Raw genomic sequence first — 12,873 nt, forward strand, 5'->3', positions numbered from 1 at the left:
GTCTCTAACAGCGCATAAATGCGCCTGTTCCTGTAAGAGTGGTGTGTGACGCGTCATTCTTTTTGTTACGAGATAAGGGTGGCAGATCATCATTCTGCCACCCTTATCTTTGTATAGACTGACTTTTGAGTCAGGTCCTTTTTATTAATGCGACGGCGTCGCCGCAAGACGTGCTGCCATCAACTGTTGAATTGTTTCTCGATCGTTCTGATGCAGTAAATCGACGATTTTACTGCCGACGATGACCCCCGAGACTGGGCGGCTCAATTGTTTGACGTGTTCCGGTGTACTGATCCCGAACCCGGCAAGGACTGGTACTGGACTATTTTCTGCGACGTTCGCTAAGTGGTCTTCAAGCGCCGTATCAAACGTCGTCTGTCCACCTGTCGTTCCGTTGACCGTGACCGCATAGAGGAATCCTTCACTTTTATCGGCAATCTTTTGAATCCGCTCCATCGGACTCGTCAAGGAGACGAGCTGGACGAGCGCGATGTCCGATTTGTCCTCTTGCTCGAAAAACTGTTCGCTCTGCTCAAGCGGCAAATCAGGAATGATCAGTCCATCGACCCCGACTTTGCGACATGTCGCTAGAAACGCCGTTAATCCGTAGCGGAAAATCGGATTTAAGTACGTCATCAAGACGACAGGAACATCGACGGTCTGACGAGCAACGCGAACTGCCTCGAGGACATCCTTCAGTCCAACGTTCGCTTCTAGCGCCCGGAGTCCCGCTTCTTGAATGACCGGACCGTCAGCGACAGGATCCGAAAACGGAACACCGACTTCAATCGCTGTCGCTCCGGATTCAGCGAGAAACGACAGGATTTCCGGGAGTTGATCGATTCCTCCATCTCCCCCCATGACGTACGGAATGAAGGCTTTCTCCCCTTTGCTCGTAACGGTACGAATGGCTGTTTCTAATCGCATCACGCTTCCCCCTTTAGTGCGTTTCTGACAGTGACGACGTCTTTATCGCCCCGTCCTGATAAGCAGATGACGAGAATCTCTTCCTTGTCCATCTCTGCCGCGAGTTGAGTCGCGTAGGCAATCGCGTGTGCCGACTCAAGTGCCGGGATGATTCCCTCCTTGCGGCTCAACAACTGGAGTGCTTCGAGTGCTTGTTCATCGGTCACCGCTTCATATTGGACGCGACCGATATCTTTTAGCAAGCTATGCTCCGGTCCGACACCCGGGTAATCGAGTCCAGCTGAGATCGAGTGCGCTTCTTGTACTTGACCATGCGCATCCTGTAAGAGATACATCATCGAGCCGTGCAAGACACCGACCTCTCCTTTTGTCATCGTCGCTGCGTGTTTCTCTGTGTCGATTCCGCTGCCCGCCGCTTCAATGCCATACAATTTTACATCTGTATCATCGATGAACGGGTGGAACATCCCGATCGCATTACTACCGCCGCCGACACAAGCGACGATCGCCTCTGGTAGACGCCCCTCTTTTTCGATGATTTGGCGTCGTGTCTCTTTTCCGATGACCGCTTGGAAATCACGGACGAGTTGCGGGAATGGGTGTGGTCCGAGAACAGAACCCATCAAGTAATGCGTGTCTTCGACGTGTTTGACCCAGTAGCGGAGTGCTTCATTGACGGCATCTTTGAGTGTCCGACTGCCTTGTGTGACTGGGATGACGGTTGCTCCAAGTAACTCCATCCGGAAGACGTTCAATTCTTGACGGCGCACGTCCTCTTCTCCCATGAAGATGACACACTCGAGATCGAGTAAGGCACAGACCGTCGCTGTCGCGACACCGTGTTGTCCTGCCCCTGTCTCAGCAACGATTTTTCGTTTCCCCATCCGTTCAGCCAATAACGCTTGACCGATCGTATTGTTGATTTTATGGGCACCGGTATGGTTCAAGTCTTCTCGTTTCAAGTAGATCTTTGCGCCACCGATCGTTTGCGTCAAATGTTCGGCAAAATAAAGTGGTGTTTCACGTCCGACGTATTCTTTCAATAATTCGTCCATCCGCGCTTGAAACGCTGGATCTTCTTTTACGGTTGCGTAAGCTTCTTCGAGTTCGATCACTGCGTGCATCAATGTTTCCGGGATGTAGCGTCCTCCGTATTTACCGTATTGTCCTAGTGTATCCGGTTGTGCGTAGCTCATACTTCTCTCTCCTTTACGGCATCTGCGAATGCCTGCATTTTGATGGGATCTTTCCGTCCATCCGTCTCGATGCCACTTGAGACATCGACGGCGAACGAGTGATATCGTTTGATTGCTTCTCCGACGTTTCCTGCTGTCAAGCCACCGGCAATGAACAGTGGTCGATCGGCTTGAATGTCTCGTGACCAGTCGAATGTCTCGCCACTTCCAGCAACCGGTGCGTCAACGAGCAAATAATCCGTCTGTTGCTCTACTTGTCCGATGTCCGTCACCGGAATCGCTTGAATGACGGGAACTGGTAACTCTCCGTTCGGAATGACACCATGAATTTGGACGAGATCTAGCGCGACTTGTTCGACCGCGTCGGTCACCTGCTGGTAAGTCGGGGAGACGAAGACACCGACGACTTGGACCGTTTTTGGAATGTCGCGTCTGAGACGAGCCGCCTCTTCCAGCGTGACCTGTCGTTTACTTTTAGCAAAGATAAAGCCGATGTAGTCCGCTAAGCGAACTGCCGCTTCGACATGTTCTCTTTCCCGGAGACCACAGAACTTAATCCGTGTCATACGCGAACGCCACTCACTTCTCGGATGAAGACTTGCGGATCGTCTGCCCGCATCAACGTCTCGCCGACGAGGATCCCGTCTGCACCGGCAGCGTGTAATCGCTGTGCTTCCTCGACCGTCTTGATGCCACTCTCACTGATATACCGGACGTCCGGTTGTTTTTGTTCGAGTAATCCGACCGATGTCTGTAAATCAACTTCGAACTTTTTCAAGTTCCGGTTGTTGATGCCAATGATTTGCGCACCAATCGCCTCTGCTCGGCGTAACTCCTCTTCGTCATGGACTTCGACCAAGACCTCAAGTCCTTCTGCGTAAGCATACGCATACAAGTCAGCAAGCGTCTCCTGCTCGAGAGCGGCGACGATTAAGAGAATCAACCGTGCCCCATGTGCTTTTGCCCGGTCGATTTGAATCCGATCAATCATGAAATCCTTACAAAGCACCGGGATGTCGACTGCTGCAGCGACTGCCGCTAAATCGTCCATCGACCCTTTGAAGTACGTCTCGTCCGTCAAGACGGAGATGACGGTCGCCCCACTCGCTTCATATTGTTTTGCCTGAGCGACGACATCGACGTCGAGTGCGATTGCCCCTTTTGATGGCGACGCTCGTTTGATTTCCGCGATGACGGATAAATCCGCTCCCGCTAGTCGTTGCTTAATCGACGGCTTCAATGCCTCCCGACTGATCCGTTCGACCCCGTTTAATTTTAATTGCAGGACTTCTGCTCGTTTCGTTTCGATGATGCGATCTAAGATATTCATCCGATTGCTTCCTCCCGTGTCATTTGTCGTAATTGGTTCAATCGTTCCATCGCCCGTCCTGAGTCGATGCTATCTGCTGCTAAGGCGATTCCTTCTTCGATCGTCTTCGCCCGATTTGCTGCAAAGAGAGCAATTCCCGCATTGAGTAGAACCGTGTCGCGATAAGCACCATGCTCTCCACCAAGAACACGGAGTAAAATCGCCGCATTCTCTTGTGCACTACCTCCGCGAATTGCTTCAAGCGGTGCGGTCTTCAGTCCGACTTCCTCCGGGTGAAGACTGAAGCGGATCAGCTCGCCTTCGTCGAGTAAGACGAGTTGGTTCGTTCCGGCAAGGGATGCTTCATCCATTCCATTCGCACCGTGTAAGACGATTGCCCGCTTCCGTCCGAGTCGGTGCAATGTCAACGCCATCGTCTCAAGCATATCCTCCCGGTAAATTCCTAATAGTTGTGTCTTGAGCGGAACCGGGTTCGTCAATGGACCGATCAAGTTAAAGATCGTTGGAATCCGCAGATCGCGTCGGACCTTCATGATTTGCTTGACGCGTGGGTGCATCCGTTGCGCAAACAAGAAGGCGATTCCGTTCGACTCGAGCTGTTCTGCTAAACGTTCCGGTGTCGCATCGAGCGAAACCCCGAGTGCTTCGAGCACATCAGCGCTGCCCGTTTTACTCGAGACACTCCGATTCCCGTGCTTCGCGACTTTCATGCCGGCACCTGCCAGAACGAAGGCGGCTGTCGTACTGATGTTGAACGATTGTGAGCCGTCGCCTCCAGTGCCGCAGTTATCCATGAAATCGCCGGTGACCGGAATGTCGAGGGCGACCTCGCGCATGATCGAAGCGAGACCGGCTAATTCTTCTGCAGTCTCCCCTTTTGCTTTCAATGCGACGAGAAAAGCGGCAATTTCGCTATCGGTAACGTCTTCCGCAAATAGTTCGCGTGCTGCCTGTTGCATTTCTTCATATCGTAAATGTTTTGCTTCTGCTAATTTCAATAACGTCTCTTTCATCGTTCGTCACTCCTTTGTCAATTCAATGAATCGTTTAATCATCTGCTGTCCTTGTGGTGTTCCGACAGATTCAGGATGGAACTGGATTCCGAAGGTCGGATGCGTCCGGTGCTCGAGTGCCATGATCGTCCGGTCATCCGTTTCTGCTGTGATGACGAGCTCCGTCGGTAAGTCGTTGCGAGCGACGATCAGCGAATGATAGCGCATGACCTCTAACGTTTCCGTCATGTCGTCGAAGAGTTGTCCCGATTGTCGGATCATCGATGTCTTTCCGTGCATGATGATCGGTGCTTCGACGACGCGTCCTCCGAATGCTTCGCCGATTGCCTGATGTCCGAGACAGACACCGAGAATTGGTACTTGACCCGATAATTGACGAATGAGATCGATGCAGATGCCAGCGTCAGCCGGGCGACCGGGACCGGGTGAGAGGATGATGCCGTCTGGTTTCATCTCGCGTAGTTCTTCGATGCTGACCGCATCGTTTCGAATGACGTGAACGTCAGTATAAACGGATGCGTATTGGTATAGGTTATAGGTAAAAGAATCATAATTATCAATTAGGACGATCATTTCCAAACCTCCAGTAGTGATTTCGCTTTGTGTAACGTCTCCTGGTACTCGAGGCGTGGAATCGAGTCGTAGACGATGCCAGCTCCTGCTTGAACAGAAGCGACACCATCCTTGATCACCATCGTCCGGATCGCGAGGGCAAAATCCATATTCCCTCGAACATCGAAATAGCCGACAGCCCCGGCATATACTTCTCGTTTCACCTGCTCGTACTGGTCGATCAACTGCATCGCTCGGATTTTCGGAGCTCCCGTGACCGTCCCTGCCGGTAGACAAGAGACGAGTGCGTCTGCTCCAGTCTTCCCGTCTGCTAGCGTACCTTCAACGACCGAGACGAGATGCATAACGTTCTTGAATCGTTCGATTTGCATGAAGCGCGTCACCTCGACGGTACCAATCTGGCAAATCCGTCCTAAGTCGTTGCGTCCAAGATCGACAAGCATTCGATGTTCGGCTCGTTCCTTCTCGTCGTGCAGCAACTCTTCTGCTAACCGTCCATCTTCCTCTTTCGTCTTCCCCCGGCGCCGGGTGCCGGCAATCGGATTCGTCGTCACTCGATTCCCTTTGACTTGGACCAAACTTTCCGGGGAGGCCCCGAGTACGATTGCTTCGCCTAAGTCGATATAAAAGAGATAGGGACTCGGATTATCCTTACGAAGCTTCCGATAAAATTGGAACGGATCACCTGAGAACGTCGCATCAAGTCGTTGCGAGAGAACCAGTTGGAAGACGTCGCCTTGGCGGATGTGTCTCTTCGCTTGTTCGACGAGTCCTTCAAACGTCTCTTGATCCATTAACGGTTCATAGACGACATCCCGGAGTGGACGCTCGATGTCCGTTCGCTCCCGTGGTTGCTCAAGTTGCGCTTTCCGTTCTGCTAAACGTTGACGTAATTCATCACGATCGGTGATGCCACCGAGCGACGTCTGAATCAAATGAACACGATGTTCGAGATGATCGAACAGGATGATTTGGTCGTATACAGCGAGTAGCGCGTCCGGTAGTTGGCGCGTTCGCTCAGGAACCGCTCCGAGTGTTTCATAGGCGCGCATCATGTCGTAACCGACATATCCGATCCCACCCGCTAAAAACGGAAGGTCTTCTTCGACGCCAACCCGGAGGATCATCTGTTGCATCAGTCGTACTGGATCACCCGTTTCCTGCGTCAATCGACCTGTCGTCAACTGTTCCCGCGTCACGGTTTGCCCCTCTGCCCGAATCATCTCCACCGGATCGACACCGATGATCGAATACCGTCCTTGATCCGTATGCGCAGAACTTTCAAGTAAACATTTCTGTGTTCCGCTCAGTTGTTGAAAAATCATGATCGGCGTCATCTCGTCGCCGTTTAGTTCAAGTTGTTCGATGATAAGTGTGTCTGTCTGAACCATCCCTGTTCGCCTCCTGGAATATAAAAAAGTCCCCCACACAGCGTATGCTGCATGGAGGACGATTATCTCGCGGTGCCACCTCTCGATTGGAACGGTTCGACCGTTCCCACTCTGTCTGATGCGTCTAATAAGAGACATCATAGCCTACGATAACGGGGGCATCCGTCGCGACCTACTTCTTCGTTCAGCCACGCTCTCATGAGACCATTCACGAAACCTCGCCGTACGGAAGTCGCACCATTCTTCCGCTCTCTGAAACGCCGATGTTGTCTCGCTACTTAACTCACTCTACGATTTGTTCGATTCGATTGTATACGAAAAGGGTCTTCTCGCCCATTCATGTAGAACATGAAGGACGGGAAGACCCGCGGTACCACCTTCGTTGACGATGCTGACACCGTCCCCTTTGAAACGAACCGGACCGTTGTCCTGATTCGTCGACCCCGATAACGGGAGGAACCCGTCAGAGCCTACTACCCATTGAAGGGATTCGGTCTGAAGCTCAGAAGGCCATTCGCTTGTTGCCCGATACTGATTCGCACCACCCATCAGCTCTCTTGAATCGTTTCACAAGTTACTTCTCTTCGTCTTTGCTATCGTGTGTTGAATTGATTCTTATATTACGATGCTTCTTCTTCCCTGTCAACTGGAAAAACTCAGTACAAGGAAAGTTGGTTCGGATCAATCGATTCGAGCGCTTGTTTGACAGTTTGTAGGAACTGTCCGGCAACGAGTCCGTCGAGCACCCGGTGGTCGATCGACATACAGAGGTTGACCATGTCGCGTGCTGCAAACATGCCGTTCACCCAAACTGGACGTTTGACGATTGATTCAACGGATAGAATCGCCGCCTGCGGGAAGTTAAGGATCGGTGCTGATTGGATTGAACCGAATGAGCCCGTATTGTTGACCGTAAACGTCCCGCCTTGCATCTCTGCAGACGACAACGTGCCGGCTTGTGCCCGTTTCCCGAAGTCATCAATCGCGCGTGCGATCCCCTTGATGCTTAGTTCATCCGCATTCTTGACGACTGGTACGAACAGAGCGTCCTGCGTCGCGACAGCAAGTGATAGGTTGATCGCTTTCTTTTGAATGATCTTATCTCCCGCCCATGTCGAGTTCATGATTGGATGTTTCTTCAATCCTTCGACTGTCGCCTTCATGAAGAATGGTAAGAACGTCAATTTGACCCCTTCTTGTTTGAAGAACGCATCTTTATGACGATTACGTGCTTCGACCAAGTTCGTTACATCGACTTCGATCATCAACCAAGCATGTGGCGCTTCGTGTTTCGCGCGAACCATGTTCGAAGCGATCGCTTGACGCACACCGGCAGTCGGAATCTCGATGTCGCCCGTTTCCGTCGGTTGTGGTGCACTGACCGGACGTTTTGGTGCGGGTGGTGCTTCTGCCGGAGGCGCTACCGGAGCCGCTTGCGCTTCCGGTTTTGGTTCCGTTGCTTGTGGTGTCGGGATCGATCCAGACTCAATCAATTTCAAGAGATCTTTCCGGGTAATCCGGCCGCCCGCTCCTGTACCCGTCACTTGTTCAAGATCAATGCCGTGTTCGCCTGATAATTTCAAGACCGCTGGTGAATAGCGTTTTTTCATCGATGTATCAGCCGACGTCGTTTCTTCGACAGCCGGTACTTCTTGTTCGGTCGCCGCGACTTCCGTTGATCCGCCGCTGACTTGCATCGTGACGATCGCGTCACCGACTTGCAACGTATCGCCTTCTTCTGCAAGCAGTTTTTCAATCACACCATCAAACGAAGATGGGACTTCTGCCGTTACCTTATCGGTAATGACTTCTGCAATCGGATCATATTTTTTGACAGTATCGCCCGGTTTGACAAGCCACATCGAAATCGTTCCTTCAGTAACACTTTCCCCGAGTTGTGGCATCGTAAGTGTTTCAGTCTTCATTGGTCAGTTCCCCCTTAGTATGCGTGTAACGTCCGGATTTTGTCTTCAATTTTCTCACTTGAGATGTTGAAGAACTTCTCCATCGTCGGAGCGTATGGCATCGCTGGTACGTCTGGACCACAGAGTCGTTCGATTGGTGCATCGAGATCGAACAATGCTTCTTCTGCAATGATCGCCGACACTTCACTCATGACGCTACCTTCTTTATTGTCTTCTGTGACGAGCAAGACTTTCCCCGTCTTTTTCGCTGCTTCGACGACTGCTTCGCGGTCGATTGGATACACCGTCCGCAAGTCAAGGATGTGGACATCGATTCCGTCTTTTTCAAGGCGTGTTGCTGCCTCAAGTGCCATATGAACACATAGCCCATAAGTGATGATCGTCACGTCTTCGCCCTCACGCTTGACGTCTGCTTTACCGATTTCGACCGTATAGTCGCCTTCAGGAACATCCCCTTTTAACAGACGATAGCCTCGTTTGTGCTCAAAGAACAAGACCGGATCATTCGAACGAATCGCTGCCTTTAGCAATCCTTTTGCGTCATATGGATTCGATGGGATGACAATTTTCAGACCAGGCGTCGAGTTGAACATCGCTTCGACCGACTGAGAATGATAAAGTGCCCCGTGAATACCGCCGCCGAACGGTGCGCGGATGACGATCGGACACGTCCAGTCATTGTTCGAACGGTACCGAATCTTCGCTGCTTCACTGACGATTTGGTTGACCGCTGGCATGATGAAGTCAGCGAATTGCATTTCAGCAATCGGACGCATGCCGTACATCGCAGCTCCAATTCCGACACCGGCAATCGCACTCTCAGCGAGTGGTGCATCGATGACACGTTCTTCTCCGAATTGTTCGAGCAATCCTTGTGTCGCCCGGAAAACACCACCACGGACACCGACGTCTTCGCCGAGGATGAAGACGGACTCGTCGCGTTCCATCTCTTCTTTGATTGCACTATTGATCGCTTCGATTAAACTTAACGTCGTCATTTTGTTTCCTCCTCGTCGTACACGTAACGTAATGCATTTTCTGGCGCATCGTAAGCTGCTGCTTCCGCATAAGCCGTTGCTTCGTCGACTTCTTTCTCCATCGCTTGTTCGATTTCAGTCGCTGATTCTTCCGTCAGGACGCCCATTTCAATCAAACGCGCACGGAAGAGTTTGATCCCGTCACGTGCTTTTAAGGCATCGAGTTCTTCAGCAGAACGGTACGATTTATCGTCATCATCGGATGAGTGTGGCACGAGGCGTTCGACTTCAACTTCGATCAAGGTCGGACCTTCTCCCCGTAATCCGCGCTCGCGTGCTTCCTTGACGACTTTGTAGACAGCGAGTGGGTCAATGCCGTCCACCGTATAGCCTGGCATACCATAGCCGATCGCCCGATCAGCAACGTGTTTCGCCGACAGCTGTTTCGAGAGAGGTGTCGAAATCGCGTATTTATTGTTTTCACAGAACAAGATGACCGGGAGTTTATGAATTCCGGCGAAGTTCGCCCCTTCATGGAAGTCTCCTTGGTTTGAAGAGCCCTCTCCGAACGAGACGTAAGCAACGAGTGGTTCCTTACGCATCTTCGCAGCAAGTGCGATCCCGACAGCATGTGGGACTTGTGTCGTGACCGGACTTGAACCCGTGACGATATTCAAGGCACGTGAACCATAGTGTCCTGGCATTTGACGACCACCTGAGTTCGGATCTTCTGCCTTTGCGAATGCCGACAGCATGATATCGCGTGACGTTTGACCGAAGTGTAAGACGACGCCTAAATCACGGTAATACGGCAAAATGTAGTCCGTTCCTTTTTCAAGGGCGAACGCTGCACCGACTTGAGCCGCTTCTTGTCCTTGACATGAGACGAGGAAGGGAATTTTACCCGCTCGGTTCAACTTCCACATCCGTTCGTCGATCTTCCGCGCACGGACCATCGTTTCGAACATCTGAATCGCGTCCTGTTCCGTTAATCCGAGTTCTACTAATTCTTTGAATTCTATTTTTTCCATCCGTAATTCCTCCTTAGGCGTGAACCGCGAGTCCGTCGACTGCAAGTGCTGCTTCACCGAATGCTTCTGACAAGGCCGGGTGCGGATGCACGAGCTGTCCGACTTCCCATGCCGTTGCATTGAGTACGAGCGCTAATCCACCTTCACTGATCAGTTCCGTTGCTTTTGGTCCGACGATGTGAACGCCGACAAGATCATCTGTCTTCGCATCGGAGACGAGCTTGATGAAGCCTGCCGCCTCTCCTTCGATCCGCGCTTTCCCTAATCCGTTGAACGAGAAGCTTCCGACCTTAACGTCCATTCCGGCACGTTTCGCTTCGTCTTCCGTCAAACCGACCGATGCCGCTTCCGGTACGCTGTAGATACAACGTGGTACGAACGCATATTCAAGTGGTGTCGTCGTTCCGTGGACGATCGCCTCGACCGCTTTGACACCTTCTGCTGACGCGACGTGCGCCAGTTGTAAGCGACCGATGACATCTCCGATCGCATAGATATGTTGATCCTTCGTCCGGAAATGGTCATCTACTTGGATGAAGCCATTTTCGACGACGATATTCGTGTTTTCGATCCCGATGCCTTCGACGTTCGCCATTCGACCGATCGCGACGAGCAACTTATCCGCTTCAAGCGTCGTTTGTTCTCCGTTACGGTCGATCGCGATCGAGACACCGTCTTCTGACATCCGGAACGTTTCACTTTGTGCAGCTGCGCCGGTATGAATCTTGACGCCCCGCTTTTTCAATTGACGGGCGACTTCACGACTGACTGCCGCATCTTCCGTCGGTAAAATCCGGTCGCTGAATTCGACGACCGTTACTGCGACGTCAAAATCCGTCAACATCGATGCCCATTCGACACCGATGACGCCGCCACCGATGATGACGATCGACTTTGGCAAATCTGCCATATCGAGTGCATCATCCGAGCTGAGGACATACTCTGAATCAAAAGCGAGTCCGTTCAATGGACGTGGACGCGACCCTGTCGCGACGATCAATTGACGCGGAAGGATCAACTCGCCTTCGCCTTCTTCCGGCTCAACGCTGATCGTTCCCGGCATCGGTGAAAAGATACTTGGTCCAAGAATCGAACCCCGACCATGAAAGACTTCAATCTTTCCTTTTTTCATCAGATGCTGAATGCCTGCCTCTAATCCATCTACGATCTCTTGTTTACGTTGTTTGACCTGTTCGAATCGTAAAAACGATTCCGGTACGTCCACGCCATATGTAGCAGCGTGTTTGACCGTCTGATAGACTGCTGCTGATTTCAAAAAGGCTTTAGATGGGATACAGCCACGATGTAAGCATGTCCCGCCTAATTTTCCTTGTTCCACGATTGCTACCGACTTCCCGGCTTGTGCCGCACGAATCGCGGCGACATATCCACCGGGTCCGCCACCTAGGACAACGACGTCGAATTCTCTAGCCATGTTGGTTCGCCTCCATATTCCTTAACTTCTTCTTCCCCACGTAAGACACGCAACACTCCTTCTGCGAGCGCCTGCAACTCATCTTCACCAGGACTACGTACGACTTGACCGAGGTGGACGATGCGTTCTTCGATCGCACGCGTCAATCGATCACTATAGGCAAGTCCGCCTGTTAGGATGATCGCGTCGATCTGCCCGAACAAGACGGCACTTTGACCAGCGATCTCTTTTGCGATCCGGTACGCCATCGCGTCATATAACAATGCCGCTTTTTCATCGCCTTCTTCAATCCGGCGCTCGATCTCGATCGCGTCAAACGTTCCCAAGTGCGCGACAAGTCCGCCTGACCCAACGACCAGACGCTTCATCTCTTCAAGTTTATACTTGGTACTATAACATAGTTCTACTAGTTGACCAACAGGTAGCGATCCGCTTCGTTCTGGCGAAAACGGTCCTTCTCCATCGAGTCCGTTATTGACATCGATGACACGCCCCTCTTGGTGCGCACCGACCGTAATCCCGCCGCCCATGTGTGCGATGATCAGGCGCAGTTCCTCATAGGGACGTCCGATTTCCTTCGCGTACCGCTTCGCGACAGCTTTTTGATTCAAAGCATGGAAAATACTCTTTCGTTCAAGTTCAGGTAAGCCTGTAATCCGCGCAATCGGCTCGAGTTCGTCAACGACGACTGGATCAACGATGAACGATGGGATGTCGAGTGTCCGAGCAATCTCATCCGCGAGGAGTCCACCGAGGTTCGAGGCATGGACGCCAAAAATACCGCTGAGTAAGTCTTCTCGCATTTCCCGGTTAACGGTGTACGTACCGCTGACGAGTGGTCGGAGCAGTCCTCCGCGTCCTACGACTGCAGTAAGCGCTTTCAAATCAATCTGTTCTTCAGCTAACACTTCGAGTAACACATGACGACGCATCTCCAGCTGCGCTGGAAGCGGTCCTCCGACCGCCTCCGCTGGATGGCGTAACGTCTTCGTGAACACCTGATTCGCCCCTTCGAAGATACCAATCTTCGTCGACGTCGAACCGGGATTGATCGTTAAAATACGTTCGCTCATGG

12 protein-coding genes and 2 other annotated features are annotated in these 12,873 nt (G+C 51.9%); all 12 genes read right to left on the minus strand.

Going from position 1 to position 12,873, the window contains the following annotated elements; genetic code table 11:
- Positions 1-144: 144 nt before the first annotated feature.
- Complete coding sequence (gene trpA, locus KNQ18_RS10040; RefSeq protein ID WP_214769102.1) at positions 145-927, minus strand: tryptophan synthase subunit alpha; 783 nt, start codon at positions 925-927, stop codon at positions 145-147.
- Complete coding sequence (trpB, locus tag KNQ18_RS10045) at positions 927-2,123, minus strand: tryptophan synthase subunit beta (RefSeq protein ID WP_023467602.1); 1,197 nt, start codon at positions 2,121-2,123, stop codon at positions 927-929. The genes trpA and trpB overlap by 1 nt, the downstream gene beginning before the upstream one ends.
- Entirely contained in the window at positions 2,120-2,689 is a 570-nt protein-coding gene (locus KNQ18_RS10050) for a phosphoribosylanthranilate isomerase (protein WP_215084672.1), read from the minus strand. Before KNQ18_RS10050 ends, trpB begins: the two co-directional genes overlap by 4 nt.
- Complete coding sequence (gene trpC, locus KNQ18_RS10055; RefSeq protein WP_058713633.1) at positions 2,686-3,453, minus strand: indole-3-glycerol phosphate synthase TrpC; 768 nt, start codon at positions 3,451-3,453, stop codon at positions 2,686-2,688. Before trpC ends, KNQ18_RS10050 begins: the two co-directional genes overlap by 4 nt.
- Positions 3,450-4,466 carry an anthranilate phosphoribosyltransferase gene (gene trpD, locus KNQ18_RS17310; RefSeq protein ID WP_035398277.1) on the minus strand — a complete coding sequence of 339 codons (1,017 nt, stop codon included), beginning with the start codon at positions 4,464-4,466 and terminating at the stop codon, positions 3,450-3,452. The genes trpC and trpD overlap by 4 nt, the downstream gene beginning before the upstream one ends.
- Positions 4,467-4,472: 6 nt before the next feature.
- Positions 4,473-5,039 (minus strand): anthranilate synthase component II, encoded by a 567-nt coding sequence (locus KNQ18_RS17315; protein WP_214724482.1) that lies wholly within the window; start codon positions 5,037-5,039, stop codon positions 4,473-4,475.
- On the minus strand, positions 5,036-6,430 hold the full coding sequence (gene trpE, locus KNQ18_RS10065; protein WP_214769098.1) for an anthranilate synthase component I: 1,395 nt from the start codon (positions 6,428-6,430) through the stop codon (positions 5,036-5,038). The genes KNQ18_RS17315 and trpE overlap by 4 nt, the downstream gene beginning before the upstream one ends.
- A 51-nt stretch (positions 6,431-6,481) precedes the next feature.
- Positions 6,482-6,730: a binding site (T-box leader), on the minus strand.
- A gap of 48 nt (positions 6,731-6,778) precedes the next feature.
- Positions 6,779-7,030 (minus strand) — a binding site (T-box leader).
- A 56-nt stretch (positions 7,031-7,086) separates the two neighbouring features.
- On the minus strand, positions 7,087-8,355 hold the full coding sequence (locus KNQ18_RS10070) for a dihydrolipoamide acetyltransferase family protein (RefSeq protein WP_075642029.1): 1,269 nt from the start codon (positions 8,353-8,355) through the stop codon (positions 7,087-7,089).
- A gap of 14 nt (positions 8,356-8,369) precedes the next feature.
- On the minus strand, positions 8,370-9,353 hold the full coding sequence (locus tag KNQ18_RS10075; RefSeq protein WP_023467596.1) for an alpha-ketoacid dehydrogenase subunit beta: 984 nt from the start codon (positions 9,351-9,353) through the stop codon (positions 8,370-8,372).
- On the minus strand, positions 9,350-10,363 hold the full coding sequence (locus KNQ18_RS10080; RefSeq protein WP_023467595.1) for a thiamine pyrophosphate-dependent dehydrogenase E1 component subunit alpha: 1,014 nt from the start codon (positions 10,361-10,363) through the stop codon (positions 9,350-9,352). Before KNQ18_RS10080 ends, KNQ18_RS10075 begins: the two co-directional genes overlap by 4 nt.
- A gap of 13 nt (positions 10,364-10,376) precedes the next feature.
- Positions 10,377-11,798, minus strand: coding sequence for a dihydrolipoyl dehydrogenase (gene lpdA / locus KNQ18_RS10085; protein ID WP_214724480.1), 1,422 nt, complete (start codon positions 11,796-11,798; stop codon positions 10,377-10,379).
- Positions 11,768-12,871, minus strand: coding sequence for a butyrate kinase (buk, locus tag KNQ18_RS10090; RefSeq protein WP_214769096.1), 1,104 nt, complete (start codon positions 12,869-12,871; stop codon positions 11,768-11,770). Before buk ends, lpdA begins: the two co-directional genes overlap by 31 nt.
- Positions 12,872-12,873: the final 2 nt, after the last annotated feature.

The organism is Exiguobacterium sp. s78, assembly GCF_018618985.1.
Taxonomy (GTDB): domain Bacteria; phylum Bacillota; class Bacilli; order Exiguobacteriales; family Exiguobacteriaceae; genus Exiguobacterium_A; species Exiguobacterium_A abrahamii.